We start from the raw sequence: 22,039 nt of genomic DNA on the forward strand, positions 1-22,039 counted from the left end.
ACCTACCCTTCTAGTTCATCCTCTTCGTAATACTTTGTTACTTTTTCCGTGAACAATACACCGTGTAAATGATCAATTTCATGTTGAATTGCTCGTGCTAAAAAACCTTTTGCTTCTATAAAATAAGGTTTTCCTTTACGATTTTGCGCACGTACTTTCACATAATCAGCTCGAGCCACGTCACCAAAAAGGCCCGGAAAACTTAGGCAGCCTTCTGGACCGATTTGTTCGCCTCGTTGCTCAATAATTACCGGATTAATTAACTCAATTTTACCGTGTCGGTCATCCACGTCTACCACTGCCACTTGCTGCAGAACTCCTACTTGAGGAGCAGCTAGACCCACACCGTCTGCTTCAAGCATTAAATCATACATGCCGTTTAGTAATTTCGCTAATTTATTATCAAAGTTTTTAACGACTTCACACTCTTGTTCAAGTACTTCATTAGGATGGTAAACAAGCTTAAGCTTAGCCAAATAGGCACCTCCTTTATTCTTTCTATTTATATCCAAAAACCTTCTTCTTTAACGCAATCAAGACGACTAGTTACATCATCGAGTATGGATTCAAATCAATAGTGATCGTTAAATTCTCCTTCTGCATTTCCGCTTGATAACGTTCTAATATATATTTCAACAGCGGAATCAGGCTTGGTTCCAGCTTGTATTTTAACATGCATTGATAGCGATATCTATCTTTTATCTTAGCAATCGGAGATGCGACTGGCCCTAAGATCGTTGTTTGCGGCGAAAGTTTCTGACGCAGATACTGCGAAATTTTGTCTGTAACAGACACCACTTTTGCAATATTTTCATGAGATACGGTGACAAGCGCCAAGTAAAAGAACGGCGGATATTTATGCATTTTACGAATTTCCATCTCCTGCTTATAAAACGCATCATAATCATGCTGGCTCGCAAGTTGAATGCTGTAGTGTTCAGGCGTGTACGTTTGAATCACTACTTCCCCTGGAAGTTTGTGGCGTCCTGCTCTTCCGCTTACTTGTGTTAAAAGCTGAAACGTTTTTTCAGATGCACGAAAGTCAGGTAAATTCAGCATTGTATCTGCTGTTAGAACGCCTACAAGCGTGACGTTTGGAAAGTCCAGTCCCTTCGCAATCATCTGGGTCCCTAGTAAAATTTGCGCTTCTCCACTTGCAAACTTGTTCAGGAGCTTTTCATGCGCGCCTTTTCTGCTTGTCGTATCAACATCCATTCGAACGACTCTAGCCTCAGGCAGCACTTTTGTTAATTCTTCTTCCACTTTTTGTGTACCAGATCCAAAAAAGCGGATATGTTCGCTGTGGCATTCTGGGCACTCAGTGTGCACTTGTTCTTCATGTCCGCAATAATGGCATTTTAATTTATTTTGATAGCGGTGATACGTTAGTGAAATTTCACAGTGCTCACATGTCGGAACGTAACCGCAGTCTCTGCACATAACAAAAGAAGAATGACCTCTTTTATTTAAAAATAAAACGATTTGCTCCCCTTTTTCCAAACGGTCTTTCATCTTTTCAAACAGCAGAGTTGAAAACATAGAGCGATTGCCGCTGCGAAGCTCTTCTCTCATATCAACGATATCCACCGACGGCATTGATGACTTATTCATTCTTTGCTTTAACGTCAGCAGCTTATACACACCTTTTTGCGCTCTTGCAAAGGACTCAAGCGTTGGTGTTGCACTTCCTAAAATGACTGGACACTGATGATGCTGCCCTCGGTAAATAGCTACATCTCTGGCATGATAACGGGGGTTTTCTTCTTGTTTATAACTCGTCTCATGTTCTTCATCGATAATAAGAAGGCCCAAATTTTCAAATGGAGCAAATACAGCAGAGCGGGCCCCTACTACAACGGATACTTCTTTTCGCTGAATTTTTCGCCATTCATCGTATTTCTCTCCAGTAGACAAGCCGCTATGAAGCACAGCAACTTTTGAGCCGAACCGCTCTTTAAACCGCTTGACCATCTGAGGGGTAAGTGAAATCTCCGGAACAAGCATAATCGCTTCTTTTCTTTTTTTCAGCACTTGATCAATTGATTGAAGATACACTTCTGTTTTTCCGCTTCCGGTTACTCCGTACATTAAAAACACATCGTGAAGATTTTCTTCGATGTCCCGCAGAATCGGTGTAATTGCCTCAGCTTGTTCATCGGTCAATTGAAATGGCTTTGATGGTGTAAAGTATCGATCTTGATAAGGATCACGGTATATTTCAATTTCTGTTTCCGCTAAGAGTCCTTTATTAATCAGCGTTTTTATAGGAGCGGAGGTAATCTGCAAATCTTCGGCTATTTCTTTTATGGCTACTTCTTCACTTCGCTCGAGCATAAAAGACAGCACTTGTTTTTGCTTTTCTGCCTGCTTATTTAACTCGCTCATAAACTGCTGAATTTCTTCAAGGCTTTGATTCAGTTTTACGCCTTTTGCCGTTTTTTTGTTTCCTTTGTTTTTCACGACGTAGACGACTTCAATTAAACCTTTTTGAATATCCCGGTAAAAAACAGAAGCAGCGGCTGTTTTTTCTACTTCACTCCACTTCAGCGAGGATCTTGACTGAAAAAACGGCTTTACTTGCTCATGAAGCTGTTCGTATGCCTCTTTTGAAAGGAGTGACAGTTCTTTATCATATTTTGCTTTCATCGCCGCAGGCAGCATGACTTGAAAAGCCGATATCATAAAACAAAGCGTTTTTTCGGTTAGCCAGTGCCCAATCTCTAACAGTTCGGGAGTCAGAACCGGCGTTAAATCAAGCAGGTCAGCGATTGGTTTAACACGCTTAACTTCGGCCTCTTCTTTAAGAGCCACCACAAACCCTTGAACTTTTCTAGGACCAAACGGAACGACAACCCGCATACCCGGAACAATAATTCCTTTCCATTTGTCAGGAACAGCGTAGTCAAAAGCTCGATCTGTTTGCTTAGCAGCCACGTCCACAATTACACTAGCTACACTCATTTTTTCAGCCCTTCTAACATTTCCTTCACTTCTTTTAACACCTCGGTAGCTACATCGTGTTTTGAAAGAATGGGAAGTTTCCTAGACTCTCCGCTTCGCTTATAGAGCGTTACAATATTTGTGTCCGTCCCAAAACCTGCTCCCTCTGTCGTTACGTTATTGGCTACAATCATATCCAAGTTTTTAGATGAAAGTTTCTTTTGTGCATATTCATCCACTTGTTCTGTTTCTGCTGCAAAGCCGACTAAAAGTTGGTGTTCTTTTTGCTCTCCAAGCGTGCGTAAAATATCTGTTGTTCTCTCTAGCTCTAATACTGCTGCACCAGGCTGCTTTTTCATCTTTTGATCAAACACATGCTTTGGCCGGTAATCTGCCACTGCGGCTGATTTGATAACAACATCTGCTTCATGATAGCGCTGCATAACAGCTTCAAGCATCTGCTGCGCACTTTCAATTTGAACAACCTGCACTCCTTTTGGATACTCTAAATTCGTCGGTCCCGTTACAAGTGTTACCGATGCGCCTAACTTAGCAGCTTGTTCTGCAAGGGCATAGCCCATTTTCCCGGTAGAACGATTGGTGAAAAATCGGACGGGATCAATGCGTTCTACCGTAGGTCCTGCTGTAACCAATACATTCACACCTTCAAGGATCTTTTGTGTATCTGATGCTTGTGAGAAATAAGATCCGATTAGTGAAACAATTGTTTCTGGCTCTTCAAGACGGCCTTTTCCTACATAACCGCATGCCAAATACCCTTCTCCAGGTTCTACAAAAGAGTAACCAAATGATGAAAGAGTGCTCATATTTTTTTTAACAGCTGGATGATCATACATATGAACATTCATTGCAGGTGCAATCCACACAGGTGCAGTAGCAGCCAGCAGCGTTGTGGAAATCATATCATCTGCAAGACCATTTGCTATTTTCCCTATCATATTTGCCGTAGCAGGAGCTACTAAAATTAAATCAGGCCAATCTGCTAAATCAATATGTGCAATCACAGATGGATCTTTTTCATCAAACGTATCTGTATAAACTGGGTTTCGAGACAGAGCTTGAAACGTAAGCGGCGTTACGAACTCGCATGCCGAAGCAGTCATCATTACTTTAACTTCCGCTCCCGCTTGTACTAATTTACTTGTTAAAGCTGCGGCTTTATATACGGCGATCCCGCCGCTAACACATAATAAAATTCGTTTTCCCTTCATCATTATGCCCCCATCTATTTATCCCGCTCAACCAGCATCCGCTTGTTTACTCGGGTAACTATCTAAAGCTTTTCAATTTAATTATTATACCATTTTTGTAATGAGACATTCACTATCCTGCTTGAATACAAACAAAAGCATCAAAAAAATAACAACCTATAAAGTAGGTTGTTATTTTTTCACTTACTGATGTTTAGAATCTTCTTCTGCTACACCTTGCTTATAGCTTAATTGTTCAGCATTAATTTCTTCTAAAGCACAGCCTACAAATTTATAAGAAACCGGCTTTTCAATCGGTGTATCATTGTGAAGCTGTAATTGACGTGCACGTTTTGCAGCTACTGTCACAAGCGTGTACTTAGAATCTAATTTTTCCATTAGGGAATCAATTGATGGATAAAGCATGTTTATTCTACCTCCAGCATTCTTTTATAGCGCGCAGAAATACGATCACGACGGCAGTGTTCAGCCGTTACGATAGCACGGATGCGAGCACAAGCATTTTCTACTTTGTCATTTTCTACAACATAATCGTAGGCGTCCATAAGTTCAATTTCTTCTTTTGCCACGCGCATACGGTTATTGATTAAATCTTCTGTTTCAGTACCGCGGTTTACGATACGACTTTTAAGCTCTGACAAACTCGGCGGTGCCAAGAAGATGAACAAACCTTCTGGAAACGCTTCTTTCACTTGAAGAGCACCTTGCACTTCAATTTCTAGAAATACGTCTTTGCCTTCAGATAACGTTTGTTCTACATAATCAACCGGGGTACCGTAGTAGTTACCTACGTATTCAGCCCACTCTAATAATTTCTTGTTTTCAATCATGCGCTCAAACTCTTCGCGTGGTTTGAAGAAATAGTCAACACCGTCTACTTCACCTTCGCGGGGCTTTCTTGTTGTTGCAGAGATAGAATACTGCAATTTAATGTCTTCTTGCTCAAACAATGCTTTTCGTACCGTTCCTTTTCCAACACCTGATGGTCCGGAAAGAACAATTAATAAACCTCTTTCAATCATCGGTTCAAGTGACCTACCCTTCTAATAATTCTTCTTTGTTTATAAGTCGCTGTGACACAGTTTCTGGCTGTACAGGAGCTAAAATAACATGATCGCTATCCATAACAATAACAGATCGTGTTTTACGTCCTTGCGTTGCATCTATTAAAGAGCCTCGATCTTTTGCATCTTGAATAATGCGTTTGATTGGAGCTGATTCAGGATGAACGACAGAGATTATACGATTAGAAGAAATAAAATTTCCAAATCCAACGTTCACTAATTTACCGCTCATAAGAAGCCTCCTGCTATAACAATATAATCTTTATCTTACACGAAGGCTATTCAATATTTTGAACCTGCTCTTTTATGCGTTCTAATTGTGCTTTCATACTAATAACATACTGAGCAATAGTACCATTATTTGCCTTCGCACCGATTGTATTCATTTCACGATTCAGCTCTTGAACAAGAAAATCCAGCTTGCGTCCTACTGAATCAGGTGTATTTAATGCTTGAATAAATTGTGAAACATGACTTTGAATTCGCGTAAGTTCTTCGCTAATATCTGCTTTTTCAGCAAAAATAGCTACTTCAGTCAGCACTCGCTGCTCATCGAAAGTACCTTCTAAATAATCGCTCAGCTTTCTTTTAATACGCTCGCGATATTGTTCAGCAACTTCAGGAGCAAGCTGTGTAATTTTTTCGCGAATGTCTTGAATATCCTGTAAGTACCCCATCAAATCGTGATACAGCTGTGATCCCTCTCGTTTCCGCATATCCACTAACTGATGCACAGCAGCGTCAACGGCTTCAAAGATTGCACCATGAATACTCGTCTGATCAGCTTCTTCTTCATAAGTTGTCATCACTTCAGGCATGTGTAAAATGTCTTGAATTTGAACAGATTGTGACAGCCCATGCTTTTCTTGTACTTGCTGCAACGCATTCATGTATTCCTCAAGCAGCTGCCAATCCGTCTGCAGTTTCTTTTTTGCCATTTCTTCACCTGAAATAGTAACAAATACTTCTACTCTACCACGTTTTATGTATGTTTGAACGATTTTTTTTATTTTATCTTCAATTTCAATTAATTGTCTTGGCATACGAATAACAATTTCACAAAAACGATGATTAACAGACTTCATTTCCACTGTTACTGATCGATTTTCCACTTCCGCTTTTCCGCGGCCAAAACCCGTCATACTTTTTATCATTATCATCACATCCACTATGTACATCTTACATAAAAAGTATCATAAAAGAAAGTGTTAGCAAAAAAAAGAAATCTCTCTTCTTTATTCAACCTGTAAAGGCTGCCTTCATGAGTTTTCTCATTTAGGACAGCCTGTATTAAAGTATAGCACAATTTATGAAGGTTTTCTTGTTAAAAGTGAACCGGCAAGTAAAAAAGTTGGAAGGCTTGCAAGTCCTAGAATAACGAGCCATTCCCGCGGTGCAATAGCCATTGTATGGAAAATAGGCTGCAGGGGCGGATAGTAGATGGCCACCAGCATAAGGATAATAGATGAAATAACGGCTCCTACAAGATATAAGTTCTGAAATGGATTGCGATCAAAGATTGATTTTTCACTCCGGCAGTCAAATACGTGAATAAGCTGTGCCATGACAAGTGTGGCAAATGCAATCGTCTGTGCATACTGCAGCCGATCTGGGTCATTGTCGTAAACAATCATGAATGCAGCAAGTGTAGCAGCTCCAATTAAAAATCCGCGGCTGACTACTTTCCACCCTAATCCTCTTGCAAAGATACCTTCACGCGGATGCCTTGGATGGCGCTTCATCACGTTGTCCTCTGGCTGGTCTAAGCCAAGAGCCATCGCAGGCAAACCGTCTGTTACTAAGTTTACCCATAGTATTTGAATGGGTACTAGCGGTAGCGGAAGTGCTAAAATCATCGCAAAGAGCATAACTAAGATTTCTCCTACATTTGATGCAAGCAAGTAACGGATAAACTTTCGAATATTTTCATAGATGTTTCGTCCTTCTTTGATCGCTGATTTAATAGTAGCAAAATTATCATCAAGCAAAACGAGTGAAGACGCTTCTTTTGCTACGTCTGTCCCCGTGATGCCCATCGCGATGCCTATGTCTGCTGCTTTAATAGCCGGTGCATCATTTACGCCGTCGCCCGTCATGGCTACAATGTGATCTTTTGCTTGAAGAGCCTTAACAATTTTAAGCTTATGCTCAGGTGATACCCTGGCATATACGTAAACATCATCCACTACTTCTTCTAGCTCTTCCTGCGTCATTTTGGATAAATCCGTTCCTTCCAAGACTTGACCGTTTTTCGGTAGAATGCCTAGCTGTTTTGCAATCGCCTGTGCTGTAATGACGTGATCACCTGTAATCATAACGGTTTTAATTCCTGCGTCTCGGCATTCTTTGACCGCTTGATTGACTTCTGGTCTTGGCGGATCAATCATTCCTTGAAGCCCGAGGAAAGTCAGGTCTTTTTCCGCTTCGTTCTCTGTATGAACGCTCTCATGGTCTCCTAACGGCCGATAAGCAATAGCAATTGTTCGAAGCGCTTGGCTAGCTAACTGATCAATCGCTCCTTTTACTTCATTATGAACTGTTACCGACAGCGTTTGTTGTCTGCTTTCCCACAAAATATTTTTGCTGTTTACAAGCAGCACATCCGGAGCACCTTTTGTTATCACATAGCGTTTATGAGATGCGTCTTCAATGACTACACTCATCATTTTACGCGTTGAATCAAATGGAAACTCTTCAATAATCGTAAACTGCTTTTGAATATTTTCTTTTGTCAGCCCTGCTTTCATCGCGGCAACAAGCAAAGCCGCTTCAGTAGGATCACCGTCGATGACATATTCTTTATCTTTTCTCGAAATGGACGTTTGATTGCAAAGCAGACCAAACACCAAAAGCTGCTGAAGTGGTTTTTCACTCCGTGTATCAACTTCTCTTTCCTCTCGCGAAAATACGCCCGTAGGTTCATACCCTGTCCCTGATACCCTCCACGTCATTCCTCCTGACCAGAGGTGAGTAACCGTCATTTTATTTTGCGTTAATGTGCCCGTTTTGTCCGAGCAAATGACTGACGCGCATCCTAGTGTCTCAACAGCAGGAAGTTTGCGAACAATGGATCTTTGCTTAATCATGCGCTGTACACCCAGAGATAGCGCCACGGTTACGATGGCAGGAAGACCTTCGGGTATGGCAGCAACAGCTAAGGAAACTCCCGCTAAGAACATACTGTATAAATCATGCCCTTGCAGCACACCAATCCCAACAACTAATACAGTAAGTGCAAGAGCTACAACGATTAAAATTTTACCTAATTGCTCTAACTTCCGTTGAAGAGGAGTAATCATGGCTTCAGCATTTTGAAGCAAATCAGCAATTTGTCCCATCGCTGTTTTCATTCCAATCCCTACAACGATACCTGTTCCGCTTCCTCGCGTCACAAGCGTACCCATAAACGCCATATTGTCCTGATCTCCAAGCGGCACTTCATCTCCTGGCAAAGCTTTTATTTGCTTGGCAACAGGCAAAGACTCTCCCGTAAGCGCTGATTCTTCAATTTCTAGACTTTTGGCTTCCATAATTCGAAGGTCAGCCCCGATACGGTCTCCGCTCGAAAACTTTACAACGTCTCCTACTACCAGCTCTTTAGATGGTAACTTAACCCATTTCCCTTCACGCATAGCTGCTACTTGAGGAGCAGAAAGCTCTTTTAATGCATGAAGAGACTTCTCGGCTTTTCTTTCTTGAAAAAAACCTAGAAATCCATTAATTACTACAATGGCAATAATAGCAACCGCATCGATGTATTCGCCTAAAAGCCCTGAAATAAGCGTGGCAGCTAGTAAAACCAGTACCATAAAATCTTTAAACTGCTCTAGAAACACAAGAATGGCCGGTTTTTTCTCACCTTCAGTCAATTCATTAAATCCTTGCTGCTGCTGACGTGCTTTTACTTCTTTGTGTGTAAGGCCATGCTGTCTGTCTGTTTTTGTTACTTCTACTATTGCTTTTTCACCTAATTCATACCATTTCATTGCATCTTTTCACACCCTTTTATTTGTAAATGCACCTATTAGATTGTTACAATCTTATATCGTATGCTTATTCAGACTCGTCCTAAAAAATGCTATACTTTTCTATAGGACAATTTTCAATTACTTAAGGATGTGAGCACTATGTCATTTGATGGTATTTTTACATATGGCATTTTACAAGAATTATCTGAGACCTTGGTTTCAGGACGAATTTCAAAAATATATCAGCCGTTTCCAAACGAGTTGATTTTACAAGTACGCGCTAAAGGTGAAAACCGCAAACTTTTAATCTCAGCTCACCCTAACTATTCACGCGTTCATTTTACAAATGAGCCCTATGAAAATCCATCTGAGCCTCCTATGTTTTGTATGCTTCTTCGCAAACATTTAGAAGGAAGCATTATTGAACAAGTGTATCAGCTTGGATTAGACCGCATTTTAGTCATTGAAACAAAAGGACGAAATGAAATTGGCGACGTGACGTACAAGCAGCTTATTATTGAAATCATGGGAAGACATAGTAATGTTGTGCTTGTAGATAAAGAAAAACAAACGATTATCGACAGCATTAAACACGTTCCAATGGCCTTGAACAGGCACCGTACGCTTCTACCCGGAGCACCTTACGTACTGCCTCCTAGCCAAGATAAGCTTCATCCATTTGAAGCCGACGAGGAAACCGTGGTTAAAAAAATTGATTTTAATAGCGGAAAGTTAGCGACTCAGCTAGTGCAAACCTTCTCGGGGCTTTCTCCTTTAATTGCAAATGAAGTGGTGTTTCGCTCTGGCTTAGCGAATCGTTCTACCCTTCCAAAATCATTCGTCGAAACGATGACGCTGATCAAAGAAGGTCAGTTTACACCGACTCTGACAACCGTTAATCAAAAAGACTACTTTTATTTACTGGAATTAACGCATTTAGAGGGTACGAAAAAAACGTATGCAACCATCAGCGAGCTTCTTGACCGCTATTACTACGGAAAAGCAGAGCGAGATCGTGTAAAGCAGCAAGCGCATGATTTAGTACAGTTTATTTCTACCGAAAAAAAGAAAAATGAGAAAAAAATAAAAAAACTTGAGCAAACGCTGCAAAATGCAGAAAAAGCATCTGATTATCAGCTAGCCGGTGAACTCCTTACCGCAAATTTACACCTTGTCAAAAAAGGAGATGCGAAAGTGGATGTTATTAATTATTATGATGAAAATAGCGGTACACTTACGATTTCATTAGATCCGCAAAAATCACCGTCTCAAAATGCTCAAAGCTTTTTCACAAAGTATCAAAAAGCGAAAAATTCCGTTTCGATTGTAATCGAACAAATTGAAAAAGCAAACGAAGAAGTACAGTATTTTGAATCACTTATTCAGCAAATGGATACTGCTACTCACAAAGACATTGCAGAGATTCGTGAAGAGCTTGTGGAAGAAGGATATTTGCGCAACCGTCAGCAAAAACAAGCAAAAAAACAAAAAAACACCACGCCTACACTTGAACAATACGTTTCAAGCGACGGCACGACGATTTTAGTTGGAAAAAACAATAAGCAAAATGAGTATTTAACAAATCGCCTTGCTGCTCGTGATGACATTTGGTTTCATACAAAAGATATACCGGGTTCTCACGTTGTTATCCGCAGCCAAGAGCCTTCAGAAGAAACAATTTTAGAAGCGGCTCACCTTGCTGCTTACTTTAGTAAAGCTAAAAATTCAAGTTCAGTACCTGTGGACTATACAAAAATTCGCCACGTCAAGAAACCAAGCGGTGCTAAACCTGGTTTTGTGACGTACGATAATCAGCAAACAGTATACGTAACGCCTAGCGAAGAACTTGTACTGAAACTGCGTCAGTCATAATAAAACCCCCTTTCTATGGGACTGACCCCTGATTTCGAGACAGGGATCAAAACACCTTTTAAACAGCCAGTTTTCGGTATTGTACCGGTGACTGGTTGTTTAGTTTTGTTTGAATACGGATATGGTTATAATAAGTAATATAATTTTCGACGGTTTGTTCTACGATGGCAGTCGTAGTACATGATAACTCGTCGAGGTAAAACGTTTCAGACTTTAGGATGGAATGAAACGATTCAATGGAGGCATTATCAGCTGGTGTCCCTTTACGGGACACCAGCTGATAATGCCTCTTTCTTTGACTTTTTGTTGATACGCATAGGACGTGTAAACCGAACCTTGGTCGCTATGCAACGTACATCCTTCAGGCAAAGGAGGGAGTTGACTTAATGTATCTAAAACAAATTCTACGTTTTGGCAATCACCAATGGAGTACGCAATAATTTCCCCATTAAATAAATCTTGAACACTTGAAAGATACAACTGTTTGGGTCCAAAAGGCAAGTAGGTAATATCCGTAACCAGCTTTTGAAGAGGGCGCTCTGCTCGGAAATTACGGTTTAACACGTTTTCTACAACCTGATAAGGTTGTCCTGTTTGTTTCCGTTTTTTTCTTTTTACTCGGCATTGCCAACTGTATTTCTGCATAACACGCTGCACGGTTTTATGGTTGATACGCATGGTTTGATTGAGTAACGCTGTAATTTTTCGATATCCATATCGAAATTTATGGTTGCGGCACTGTTCACCAATTTTTCGTTCGATTCGTTTTTTTCTCTTCATTTCTTCTCGTTGCTCATTTTTCTGCCAACGATAATAAGTAGATCGAGGAACCCCTAGGCACTGACAGATTTGAGAGATCGGCAACTGCTTTTTTAATTCTTCCACTACATTCAATACAACTTCTCGTACCACTCCCTTTCCAATTCTTTGTACTTTTTTAACACGTCATTCTGTTGCTTTAAATATTGATTTTCAGCTTTTAACGTTGATAAAGCATCTTGAGAATGGGACCCCTTTTGATGGGTGTAGCTTTGCCCAACGGGCTGTGCTAAACGATAAGCTTCTCCATTTTTATGCCATCTCATCCATGTTTTAAGCTGCGTACGATTGCGAATCTGTAACGTTTCCATCACTTCTTTGACGGGGATTCCTGCCAATCGCATTTCAATTGCTTTTAATTTCACTTCTACTGGATAGCTTACTCTTGTCCCCATAGAAAAAACACCTCCAAGTTATTGTTAGGTACTACATACCCGTTTTTTAACTTAAAGGTGTTTTTTATTTGTCTCACTCCATGGGGTCAGTCCCTATATAGAAAGGGGGTTTTATTATATAGATCTAGTTTAGTTCATCCATGAAGGGTCTGAAGGATTTTCACGCCATTTAAATAGCTTGTCCATCGCTTCTTCTTCAATGTATCCCGCTTCGTTTGCCGCTTCTACTAGCGTAGAGTAGTCTGTTAGCGAATAAACCTGAAGTTCTTTTTCTTTAAACAGCTGACGCGCTTTTTCCAGCTCATATGTAAAGATAGACACAACTCCCAGTACTTCACACCCCTGCGCTTTTAATGCATCGACTGCGGTAAACACACTTCCGCCAGTTGAAATCAAATCTTCAATCACAACAACTTTTTGGCCTTTTGTTACTTTTCCTTCGATTTGATTTCCTTGGCCATGTTCTTTTGCTTTGCTTCGCACATAACACATTGGAAGCTCTAACGCTTCACTTACCCATGCTGCATGAGGAATACCAGCTGTAGCTGTACCAGCAATCACTTCTGCATTAGCAAAATACGTTTTAATTAAATGCTGCAGACCTTTTGCAATTTCTTTTCGCACTTTTGGGTAGCTAAGCGTTAGACGGTTGTCACAATAAATAGGCGACTTAATTCCAGAGGCCCACGTAAACGGATCGTTCGGTTGAAGGCTTACTGCCTCAATATCAATTAATTGTTTTGCAATTTCTTTTCGTAGTTTTGTCATCGCGTAATACGCTCCCCTTTCCACTGCTGTAACATCTCATAATATGCGTTAAGCGGGTCTTTTGCTTTAGTAATAGAACGTCCAACGACAATGGCACTTGAGCCATATTCTCTCGCTAGCTGAGGCGTCGCTACGCGGACTTGGTCATCTACCGAATCTGTGCCCATACGAATACCAGGCGTTACGGTCAAGAAGTCCTCTCCTGCTGCTTTTCGAATCGAAGGCACTTCATGAGTAGAACATACAACGCCGTCTAGTCCGCTTTTTTTAGCAAGCGCTGCATAATGCGTAACCACTTCTTGCATCGAGTGCGTAATAAGCTGCTGCTCTTTTAACATTTCATCAGACGTACTCGTTAGCTGAGTAACCGCAATACAATCCGGGCGCTTTTTGCCGGCAGCTGTTCCTAAGTCAAGTCCTTCAACGGCTGCTTGCATCATGTTCGTTCCGCCGGCAGCGTGAACGTTAACCAAATCTACTTCAAGAGAAGCTAAAGACTTCATCCCTTGCTTTACCGTATTGGGAATATCATGAAGCTTTAAGTCTAAAAAGATTTGATGGTTTTGTTCTTTTAATGCAGAAATAATAGATAGCCCTTCTTTATAAAACAGTTCCATGCCTACTTTCACAAATAATGACTCTTGTTGAAAAGGCATTAAAAACTGCTGTACATCGTTAATTGATGAAAAGTCAAGAGCAATGATTAACGGTTGCTTCACGCTTTTTCCAGCTCCTTCCGATACATTCTGAAACATGCTCGTATCCTAATGATGTTAATAGCCTTGGCAGTTCGTCAATGATGGTTGGACACACATACGGATCAACAAAGTTTGCTGTACCAACCGCTACTGCACTTGCACCTGCATATAGGAACTCGAGTGCATCTTCAGCAGTCGTTACTCCGCCCATACCGATAATCGGAATGTTCACTTTTTGGCTCACTTCATATACCATTCGAATCGCTACCGGTTTAATGGATGGGCCTGACAGTCCACCTGTGCCGTTCGCTAAAACCGGCTGAGCTGTTTTCAAATCCAGACGCATCCCGAGAAGCGTATTGATCATCGTTAAGCCATCCGCGCCAGCTTCTTCAACAGCCATCGCCATGTCTACAATATTGGATACGTTTGGTGATAGTTTAACATAAACTGGAACATTTGAAACATCTTTTACTGCTTTCGTTAAACGAGCAGCAATGACAGGATCTACGCCAAACGCAATTCCGCCTTCTTTTACGTTAGGGCATGAAATATTCAATTCAAGTGCTTTTACATTTGATACGGTTGAAATTTCTTTTGCCACGTGCACATATTCTTCAATTGAAGCACCGGCTACGTTCGCGATAATCGGCACATCATATTGCTGAAGCCAAACAAGCTCTTCGTTCATTACTTTTTCTAACCCTGGATTTTGCAATCCGATCGCATTTAACATTCCTGCAGATGTTTCCGCTACGCGGGGAGTTGGATTGCCAAAACGAGTTTCAGCAGTAGTCGCTTTGATCATAATGGCTCCAAGTGCATCAAGTGAATAAAATTGAGCATACTCACGCCCAAATCCAAAACAGCCGGATGCTGGCATAATTGGATTTTTCAAATCTAAGCCTGGCAATGTCGTTTTTAGCATACTCATAAAAGCACCTCCCCTGCTTGAAAGACGGGACCGTCGCTGCAGATTTTTTTATACGCCGTAGAATCTTCACTTTGCTTGCATACACATGCAAAGCAAGCTCCGATTCCACAGCCCATTCTTTCTTCTAAAGAAATATAAAGCGGCTTGTTTGTATAATTATTTTCTAGTGCTTTTAACATCGGAGTTGGACCGCATGAAAACATAACGTCATATGAAAGCTGATGCTCATCAATCACCGTTGTGACAAAACCTTTTGTTCCGTAAGAGCCATCTACCGTTGCAATATATGTTTCTCCTAAAGCTAAAAACTCTCGTTCATAAAATACGTCTGCTTTTGATTGAAAGCCTAGGACATGAATAACTTGCACGCCTTTTTCACGAAGTCTTTTTGAAAGCTCATAGAGCGGAGGCACTCCAATGCCTCCCCCTACTAATAAAGCCGTTTGACCTGACTCTATCGCCTCTAATGGAAAACCATGCCCAAGCGGACCTAACACGTCAATCGACTGTCCGGCTTGTTTTTCAGCCAGAAGCGATGTTCCCGCTCCTTCTGCACGGTAAATCATCGTAAATTGTTCGTGGGTTTGGTCAATTTCTGCAATACTGATTGGTCTGCGAAGCAGTGGCAAATAATCGTTATTAACGCGGATATGCACAAACTGCCCCGGCTCATTCATGAAACGAACAAGCTCGCCTTGAAGGGTTAATTCATATACATTGTGTGTTAACGGTCGCTGACTGACGACTTGCATCATTTCATGTTTGATCATACGGTTGTCACCTCTTTAGTTGGACGAACTTTTTTCATTGGCGTTGTATGGAAGCTGATCGTTTCAAGCACTCGTAAAATCGCTTCTGCTGTATCAAGTGATGTTAAGCAAGGTACACCATTTTCAACTGCTTCACGGCGAATTTTAAATCCGTCACGCGCAGGCTGTTTTCCTTTTGTTAGCGTGTTGATGACAAGCTGCGCTTCACCTTTTCGTATCACATCTAAAAGATTGTGATCTTCATGATGAATTTTATTTACTACTTTTACGCGAATGTCTTCTTTTGTAAACGTTGAAGCTGTTCCTTCTGTTGCAATCACCTGGTAGCCAATGTTAGCAAAACGCTTCGCTAGCGCTGTTGCCTCTTCTTTATCTTTATCCGCTACTGTCATAAGTACTGAACCGTACGGCTTAATGGACATACCTGACGCAATTAGTCCTTTATATAATGCTTTTTCGTACGTTGAATCTTGCCCCATTACTTCTCCAGTAGATTTCATTTCAGGTCCAAGCGTAATATCTACGCGGCGCAGCTTTGCAAATGAGAAGACCGGCACTTTTACGTAGACACCTTCTTCTTCAGGGTGCATGCCTGATTCATAGCCAAGCTCTCGCAAACTTGTTCCTAAAATAACTTTTGTTGCCACATTCGCCATCGGAATACGCGTAATTTTACTTAAGAACGGCACCGTACGGCTTGAACGAGGATTTACTTCAAGAACAAACACTTCTCCTTTTGATAAGACGAACTGAATGTTGAGCAGTCCAATAATGTTTAAGCCTTTTGCAATACGTGTTGTGTAATCAATGATTGTATCTTTTACATCCTGTGACAGAGTTTGCGGTGGATATACAGCAATGGAGTCACCTGAGTGTACACCCGCGCGCTCTACATGTTCCATAATCCCTGGAATAACCACTGTTTCACCGTCTGAAATGGCATCGACTTCAATTTCTTTTCCCGTTAAGTAGCGGTCGATTAATACAGGGTGATCAGCGTGTACTTTTACCGCGTGTTTCATATAGTGAAGCAGTTCTTCTTCTTTATACACAATTTCCATTGCGCGTCCGCCTAGTACATATGAAGGACGTACAAGCACCGGATAACCAATTTCTTTTGCCACAACCACTGCTTCTTCTACGGACGTAACCGTCTTTCCAAGCGGCTGAGGTACTTCTAAACGTGCTAGCGTCGCTTCGAATTTTTTACGGTCTTCCGCTGCATCTAAGCTTTCAAGCGACGTTCCTAAAATCTTGACCCCTCTTGCTTCTAGCTCATCCGCTAAGTTGATTGCTGTTTGACCACCGAACTGTACAACCACACCTTCTGGTTTTTCTAAATCGATGATATGCATCACATCTTCAATCGTCAGCGGCTCGAAGTATAATTTATCTGAAATACTGAAGTCAGTTGATACTGTTTCTGGATTGTTATTGACAATAATCGCTTCGTAGCCAGCTTCTTTAATTGCCCACACCGAGTGAACCGTTGCATAGTCAAACTCAATTCCTTGCCCGATGCGGATCGGACCTGACCCTAACACTACAACGCTTTTACGATCTGTAACAATCGATTCATTTTCATCTTCAAACGTGCCGTAGAAATATGGTGTTGTAGATTCAAATTCTGCTGCACATGTATCTACCGTTTTGTATACTGGCATCACGCCATTTTGTTTGCGGAAGTCATATACTTCACGCTCTGTTTGATTCCATAGCTTAGCAATCGTGCAGTCTGCAAATCCCATTTCTTTTGCTTCCTGTAAAACTTCTACGTTATGAATCTCTTCTTTTAACACATTTTCAAAAGCAATCACTTTTTCAAGTTTTACTAAGAAGAAAAGATCGATTTTGCTCCACTCGTGAATTTGCTGAATCGTTACGCCGCGGCGAATTGCTTCTGCGATGTAGAATAATCGCTCATCGCCAGCCTTGCGAATACGTTTTTCAATAATGGCATCATCAAATTCATGCGCATCTTTCAGCTCTAAGTGATGAACGTTTGACTCAAGTGAGCGTACGGCTTTTAAAATTGACTCTTCGAACGTGCGGCCAATTGCCATTACTTCACCTGTTGCTTTCATCTGTGTACCTAGTTTACGGTTAGCTGATTCAAATTTATCAAACGGCCAGCGTGGAATTTTAGATACGATGTAATCTAGTGCCGGTTCGAAACATGCGTATGTCTTCCCAGTTACCGGGTTCATCATTTCATCTAATGTTAAGCCTACCGCAATTTTTGCTGCTAATTTTGCAATTGGATACCCTGTTGCTTTTGATGCTAAAGCCGATGAGCGGCTTACACGAGGATTTACTTCAATTACGTAATACTGGAAGCTTTCTGGGTCTAGTGCTAGCTGAACGTTACATCCGCCTTCGATTTTAAGCGCTCGGATAATTGTTAGTGACGCATTTCTAAGCAGCTGATACTCACGGTCGCTTAGCGTTTGGCTTGGTGCTACAACAATTGAATCTCCTGTATGAATACCGACCGGATCAAAGTTTTCCATATTACATACTACGATCGCATTATCGTTTGCATCGCGCATTACTTCATATTCAATTTCTTTAAAGCCTGCAATGCTTTTCTCAAGTAAGCATTGTGTTACAGGACTGTGTTTTAATCCACTTGTTACAATTTCAATCAACTCTTGCTCGTTGTTACAAATTCCGCCTCCCGTACCGCCAAGTGTATAAGCAGGACGCACGATTACCGGATAGTTTACTTGTTCAACAAACGCATATGCTTCGTCTAGTGAATGAATGATTTCACTTGCTGGGACAGGCTGATTTAGTTCATTCATTAGTGAACGGAACTGCTCACGGTCTTCAGCTTGTTCAATCGCCGATAATTTTGTCCCGAGAATTTCTACATTAAATTCTTCTAAAATGCCCGTTTCGTGTAATTCTACCGCTAGGTTCAGTCCCGTTTGACCGCCAAGCGTTGGAAGCAGTGCATCCGGGCGTTCTTTACGAATAATTGAGCTTACAAATTCAACCGTTAGAGGTTCAATATATACTTTATCTGCCATTTCTGAGTCTGTCATGATTGTTGCAGGATTGGAGTTCACAAGAATAACTTTGTATCCTTCTTCTTTTAACGCAATACACGCTTGCGCTCCTGCATAGTCAAACTCTGCCGCCTGTCCGATGACGATTGGTCCTGATCCGATTACGAGAATTGTGTTAATATCTTGACGTTTTGGCATTAGCAATTACCTACTTTCTGATTGTTTTTCATAAGATTCATAAATTCGTTGAACAATCCGTTTGCATCTTCAGGTCCCGGTGATGCTTCAGGGTGATATTGAACCGTAAATGCCGGATATTCTTTATGCTTTACTCCTTCAACCGTTCCATCGTTGAGCGCAACGTGCGTCACTTCTAATGGCGTGTTGGCAAGAGATGGCTCACATACTGTATAGCCGTGGTTTTGAGATGTAAGAGCTACTTTATTGGTTTTTAAATCCTTTACAGGATGGTTGGATCCACGATGACCAAATTTCATTTTTTCTGTATCTGCTCCGCATGCTAGCGCAAACAGCTGGTGTCCTAAACAAATTCCGAAAAGAGGAACCTTTCCTAAAACCCCTTGAATCATCTCGATTGCTTCAGGTACGTCTTTTGGGTCTCCAGGTCCGTTGCTTAACATGATGCCATCTGGATTTAATTGAAGAATTTCTTGCGCAGTTACGTTATAAGGAACCACAATCACGTCGCATTGACGAGCCGTTAATTCGCGTAAAATTCCGTGTTTCATTCCAAAGTCAACGAGTACCACTTTTTTACCTCTGCCTGGGCTTGGGTAAGGCTTCACTGTTGATACTTTTTTAACGGAATCAGTCGGAAGTTCATGATTTTGAAGCTGTGCTACCACTTCTTCTACATTGACTTCCATGTTGCATACGCGTCCGCGAAGCGCACCGTGCTGACGAATTTTTCGCGTTAATTTTCTCGTGTCGATTCCAGCTAACCCTGGAATATCTTTTTGTTTTAAAAATTCATCTACTGATAGTTCGCTTCTGAAGTTTGAAGGAGCATCACAAATTTCTTTTACAATCAAACCATGTACAGCTGGTTCAATCGACTCAAAGTCATCGCGGTTAATACCGTAGTTTCCGATTAAAGGATATGTTAATGTCACAATTTGTGCACAGTATGATGGATCAGATAGAATTTCTTGATATCCTGTCATTCCCGTGTTGAAAACAACTTCTCCTGTCATCTCTTTGTCGCTGCCGAATCCTTTTCCGATAAATACTGTTCCATCTTCTAAAATTAGTTGACGTTGCATGCTTTAACATCCTCCCATACTCGTTTACCTTCTACTAATGTCATTACCGGCCAACCTTTGCATACCCAGTTAGCAAACGGCGTATTTTTACCTTTTGATACAAATTCTTCTGGATTAATTGCTTTTTCTGTTTCAAGATCAATGATAGTTAAATCTGCTGGTTTCCCTACTTCGATGGTGCCATAAGGAAGGTTGAACGTGTCAGCAGGCTTGTTTGTTAAATATGATACTAGCTGCTCTAGCGTCATTACTTCTTTTAATACCAAGTTTGTATAAAGAAGCGGGAAAGCTGTTTCAAGTCCCACAATCCCAAACGGCGCAAGCTCCATGCCTTCTGCTTTTTCTTCCGCTGTGTGCGGTGCATGATCAGTGGCGATAAAATCAAGCGTTCCGTCTAATAAAGCTTCAATTAATGCCTGTTGATCATCTTTTCCTCGAAGCGGCGGATTCATTTTAAAATTCGAATCAAGTCCCGGGATATCTTCTTCATTTAGTAACAGATGATGTGGCGTTACTTCTGCGGTTACGCGAATGCCTGCTTTTTTCGCATCACGAATGGCGCGAATGGATTCTTTTGTACTTACGTGACACACATGGTAGTGACAGTTTGCTGCTTCAGCAAGCAGTACATCTCGTGCAATTTGAACGGCTTCGCAGATAGAAGGGATACCGTTTAGTCCATGTTCTTTTGCAAATTTTCCGTCGTGGACGCAGCCTTTGTTGATTAAATCATTATCTTCACAGTGTGCAACGATTGCTTTATTTAATAAAGCGGCTTTTTTCATCGCTTCCAGCATCATTCCTGTTGACTGAACGCCTACTCCATCATCTGTAAAAGCAAATGCGCCCGCTTCTTTTAAGCCTTCAAAGTCCGTTAGTTCTTTTCCTAATTGACGAGTGGTAATCGATGCGTATGGTAATACGCGAACATGTGCTGTTTCTTCAATACGCTTGTTTACCCACTCCATTTGTTCAACAGTATCCGGAACTGGACGCGTGTTTGGCATTGCAGCAATTGCTGTAAAACCGCCCTTTGCCGCTGCTAGAGTACCCGTTTCAATCGTTTCTTTCTTTTCTCCCCCTGGCTCGCGCAAGTGAACGTGGACATCGATTAAACCCGGTGATAAGAAGTTCCCGCCTGCATCAATGACTTCTTCATTCTCTACGTCGATGTGTGAAGCTATTTCAGCAATTACACCATTTTCAATTTTCAGTTCGACTTTTTCAATTTTCCCTTCATTTAACCATGTAGCATTTTTGATAATTGTTGTCATTATTAAGTCCCCTTTCAATTGGTTGTAGCGCTCTTGCTAATACTGCCATGCGAATGTATACGCCATTTTGCATTTGTTTAAAAATTCTTGAGCGTTCACATTCAACGAGCTCATCCGCAATTTCGACTCCTCTGTTTACAGGAGCTGGATGAAGGATAATGCTATGTGATTTCATTTTCCGCTCTCGTTCAACGGTTAATCCGAAGCGGCTATGGTAGTTCTTTGCAAGCTCTGAAGCGTTCTCTTCATGCCTTTCAAATTGAATACGCAGCAGCATCACAACATCGACCGTTTCGATTGCTTCATCGATATCAAGATATGTACCGTGTCTGTTCTCTTCATCTTTCCATTCTTCAGGTCCCGCAAAATATACGGTCGCCCCTAGCTTTGTCAGCATTTCAGCATTCGATCTCGCTACGCGGCTATGTCGCAAATCTCCGACTATTGCGACTTTTAATCCTTTAAACGAGCCGAACTCTTGGCGAATCGTCAGTAGATCAAGCAGACACTGAGTTGGATGCTGACCGCATCCGTCTCCTGCATTAATGATGGGAATCGATACTTTTTCCTGCAGTGCTTCATAATAGCGATCTTGCGGGTGGCGAATAACAACTGACTGAACGCCGATTGAAGCTAATGTTTCAATCGTGTCATAAAGCGTTTCTCCTTTTTGGACGCTTGAAGTTGTTACTTCAAACGGAATTGTTGTTAATCCTAGCTGCTGTTCTGCCATTTCAAAGCTACATCGAGTACGCGTGCTCGCTTCAAAAAATAAGTTGGCAACAAACATTTTCTCTTCCGGTTTCCATCCTTGTTTATTCGTTCGATAGTTTTCAGCGCTGTCTAAAATCTCTAGAATTTCATTTGTTTCTAGTGTTGAGACTGTCACTAAATGTTTCATATCGATTCCCTCCATTTTTGCTTTCCTCGCATTTCTTTATAAAAAACACCCTTTCTAACTTAGAAAGGGTGTAAGAAAACAAGCTTCGTCTATAACGCGCTTTTCACACA

17 protein-coding genes and 1 pseudogene are annotated in these 22,039 nt (G+C 41.3%); 1 reads left to right on the plus strand and 17 read right to left on the minus strand.

Going from position 1 to position 22,039, the window contains the following annotated elements:
- Positions 1-2: 2 nt before the first annotated feature.
- The 8 genes from def to MMB68_RS02490 all read right to left on the minus strand — a co-directional run bounded on the left by def (position 3) and on the right by MMB68_RS02490 (position 9,222).
- Positions 3-476: a peptide deformylase gene (gene def / locus MMB68_RS02455; RefSeq protein WP_013084828.1), complete on the minus strand. Its 474-nt coding sequence runs from the start codon at positions 474-476 to the stop codon at positions 3-5.
- A gap of 70 nt (positions 477-546) precedes the next feature.
- Positions 547-2,961 carry a primosomal protein N' gene (priA, locus tag MMB68_RS02460; RefSeq protein WP_221784473.1) on the minus strand — a complete coding sequence of 805 codons (2,415 nt, stop codon included), beginning with the start codon at positions 2,959-2,961 and terminating at the stop codon, positions 547-549.
- Positions 2,958-4,175 (minus strand): bifunctional phosphopantothenoylcysteine decarboxylase/phosphopantothenate--cysteine ligase CoaBC, encoded by a 1,218-nt coding sequence (gene coaBC / locus MMB68_RS02465; RefSeq protein ID WP_221784474.1) that lies wholly within the window; start codon positions 4,173-4,175, stop codon positions 2,958-2,960. Before coaBC ends, priA begins: the two co-directional genes overlap by 4 nt.
- A 180-nt stretch (positions 4,176-4,355) precedes the next feature.
- The gene (rpoZ, locus tag MMB68_RS02470; protein WP_013058926.1) at positions 4,356-4,577 is read right to left on the minus strand and encodes a DNA-directed RNA polymerase subunit omega; all 222 of its coding nucleotides are present in this window, start codon (positions 4,575-4,577) and stop codon (positions 4,356-4,358) included.
- Between the two features lie 2 nt (positions 4,578-4,579).
- Positions 4,580-5,194, minus strand: coding sequence for a guanylate kinase (gene gmk, locus MMB68_RS02475; RefSeq protein WP_013058927.1), 615 nt, complete (start codon positions 5,192-5,194; stop codon positions 4,580-4,582).
- A 13-nt stretch (positions 5,195-5,207) separates the two neighbouring features.
- On the minus strand, positions 5,208-5,468 hold the full coding sequence (locus tag MMB68_RS02480) for a DUF370 domain-containing protein (protein WP_013084831.1): 261 nt from the start codon (positions 5,466-5,468) through the stop codon (positions 5,208-5,210).
- 46 nt (positions 5,469-5,514) lie between these two features.
- Positions 5,515-6,390, minus strand: coding sequence for a YicC/YloC family endoribonuclease (locus MMB68_RS02485; protein WP_221784475.1), 876 nt, complete (start codon positions 6,388-6,390; stop codon positions 5,515-5,517).
- 153 nt (positions 6,391-6,543) lie between these two features.
- On the minus strand, positions 6,544-9,222 hold the full coding sequence (locus MMB68_RS02490) for a cation-translocating P-type ATPase (RefSeq protein ID WP_221784476.1): 2,679 nt from the start codon (positions 9,220-9,222) through the stop codon (positions 6,544-6,546).
- Between the two features lie 141 nt (positions 9,223-9,363).
- Here MMB68_RS02490 and MMB68_RS02495 point away from each other — a divergent pair, with 141 nt between their 5' ends.
- A complete protein-coding gene (locus MMB68_RS02495) occupies positions 9,364-11,076 on the plus strand; it encodes an Rqc2 family fibronectin-binding protein (protein ID WP_206532530.1) in 1,713 nt (570 codons plus the stop codon).
- Positions 11,077-11,134: 58 nt separating this feature from the next.
- On the opposite strand, the pseudogene MMB68_RS02500 reads toward MMB68_RS02495, so the two are convergent.
- The 9 genes and pseudogenes from MMB68_RS02500 to MMB68_RS02540 all read right to left on the minus strand — a co-directional run bounded on the left by MMB68_RS02500 (position 11,135) and on the right by MMB68_RS02540 (position 21,929).
- A pseudogene (locus MMB68_RS02500) lies at positions 11,135-12,290 on the minus strand (IS3 family transposase).
- A 129-nt stretch (positions 12,291-12,419) separates the two neighbouring features.
- Positions 12,420-13,058, minus strand: coding sequence for an orotate phosphoribosyltransferase (gene pyrE / locus MMB68_RS02505; RefSeq protein ID WP_013084835.1), 639 nt, complete (start codon positions 13,056-13,058; stop codon positions 12,420-12,422).
- Positions 13,055-13,777: an orotidine-5'-phosphate decarboxylase gene (gene pyrF / locus MMB68_RS02510; protein WP_221784477.1), complete on the minus strand. Its 723-nt coding sequence runs from the start codon at positions 13,775-13,777 to the stop codon at positions 13,055-13,057. Before pyrF ends, pyrE begins: the two co-directional genes overlap by 4 nt.
- Complete coding sequence (locus MMB68_RS02515; RefSeq protein ID WP_013058933.1) at positions 13,749-14,690, minus strand: dihydroorotate dehydrogenase; 942 nt, start codon at positions 14,688-14,690, stop codon at positions 13,749-13,751. The genes pyrF and MMB68_RS02515 overlap by 29 nt, the downstream gene beginning before the upstream one ends.
- The gene (locus MMB68_RS02520) at positions 14,687-15,460 is read right to left on the minus strand and encodes a dihydroorotate dehydrogenase electron transfer subunit (RefSeq protein WP_221784478.1); all 774 of its coding nucleotides are present in this window, start codon (positions 15,458-15,460) and stop codon (positions 14,687-14,689) included. The genes MMB68_RS02515 and MMB68_RS02520 overlap by 4 nt, the downstream gene beginning before the upstream one ends.
- A complete protein-coding gene (carB, locus tag MMB68_RS02525; RefSeq protein WP_097824522.1) occupies positions 15,457-18,669 on the minus strand; it encodes a carbamoyl-phosphate synthase large subunit in 3,213 nt (1,070 codons plus the stop codon). Before carB ends, MMB68_RS02520 begins: the two co-directional genes overlap by 4 nt.
- Positions 18,669-19,754 carry a carbamoyl phosphate synthase small subunit gene (locus MMB68_RS02530; protein WP_277548161.1) on the minus strand — a complete coding sequence of 362 codons (1,086 nt, stop codon included), beginning with the start codon at positions 19,752-19,754 and terminating at the stop codon, positions 18,669-18,671. Before MMB68_RS02530 ends, carB begins: the two co-directional genes overlap by 1 nt.
- A complete protein-coding gene (locus MMB68_RS02535; RefSeq protein WP_277548164.1) occupies positions 19,739-21,028 on the minus strand; it encodes a dihydroorotase in 1,290 nt (429 codons plus the stop codon). The genes MMB68_RS02530 and MMB68_RS02535 overlap by 16 nt, the downstream gene beginning before the upstream one ends.
- Positions 20,991-21,929, minus strand: a complete 939-nt coding sequence (locus MMB68_RS02540; RefSeq protein ID WP_243549908.1) for an aspartate carbamoyltransferase catalytic subunit — start codon at positions 21,927-21,929, stop codon at positions 20,991-20,993. Before MMB68_RS02540 ends, MMB68_RS02535 begins: the two co-directional genes overlap by 38 nt.
- Positions 21,930-22,039 lie beyond the last annotated feature (110 nt).

The sequence above is a fragment of the Priestia sp. Y58 genome (assembly GCF_029522095.1).
Classification (GTDB): Bacteria; Bacillota; Bacilli; order Bacillales; family Bacillaceae_H; genus Priestia; species Priestia megaterium_E.

Bases quoted from the DNA above. Each gene is read 5' to 3' on its own strand.
- priA (WP_221784473.1), bottom strand. From the start codon at position 2,961: ATGAGTGTAGCTAGTGTAATTGTGGACGTGGCTGCTAAGCAAACAGAT.
- coaBC (WP_221784474.1), bottom strand. From the start codon at position 4,175: ATGATGAAGGGAAAACGAATTTTATTATGTGTTAGCGGCGGGATCGCC.
- rpoZ (WP_013058926.1), bottom strand. From the start codon at position 4,577: ATGCTTTATCCATCAATTGATTCCCTAATGGAAAAATTAGATTCTAAG.
- gmk (WP_013058927.1), bottom strand. From the start codon at position 5,194: ATGATTGAAAGAGGTTTATTAATTGTTCTTTCCGGACCATCAGGTGTT.
- MMB68_RS02480 (WP_013084831.1), bottom strand. From the start codon at position 5,468: ATGAGCGGTAAATTAGTGAACGTTGGATTTGGAAATTTTATTTCTTCT.
- MMB68_RS02485 (WP_221784475.1), bottom strand. From the start codon at position 6,390: ATGATAAAAAGTATGACGGGTTTTGGCCGCGGAAAAGCGGAAGTGGAA.
- MMB68_RS02490 (WP_221784476.1), bottom strand. From the start codon at position 9,222: ATGAAATGGTATGAATTAGGTGAAAAAGCAATAGTAGAAGTAACAAAA.
- MMB68_RS02495 (WP_206532530.1), top strand. From the start codon at position 9,364: ATGTCATTTGATGGTATTTTTACATATGGCATTTTACAAGAATTATCT.
- pyrE (WP_013084835.1), bottom strand. From the start codon at position 13,058: ATGACAAAACTACGAAAAGAAATTGCAAAACAATTAATTGATATTGAG.
- MMB68_RS02515 (WP_013058933.1), bottom strand. From the start codon at position 14,690: ATGAGTATGCTAAAAACGACATTGCCAGGCTTAGATTTGAAAAATCCA.
- MMB68_RS02520 (WP_221784478.1), bottom strand. From the start codon at position 15,460: ATGATCAAACATGAAATGATGCAAGTCGTCAGTCAGCGACCGTTAACA.
- carB (WP_097824522.1), bottom strand. From the start codon at position 18,669: ATGCCAAAACGTCAAGATATTAACACAATTCTCGTAATCGGATCAGGA.
- MMB68_RS02530 (WP_277548161.1), bottom strand. From the start codon at position 19,754: ATGCAACGTCAACTAATTTTAGAAGATGGAACAGTATTTATCGGAAAA.
- MMB68_RS02535 (WP_277548164.1), bottom strand. From the start codon at position 21,028: ATGACAACAATTATCAAAAATGCTACATGGTTAAATGAAGGGAAAATT.
- MMB68_RS02540 (WP_243549908.1), bottom strand. From the start codon at position 21,929: ATGAAACATTTAGTGACAGTCTCAACACTAGAAACAAATGAAATTCTA.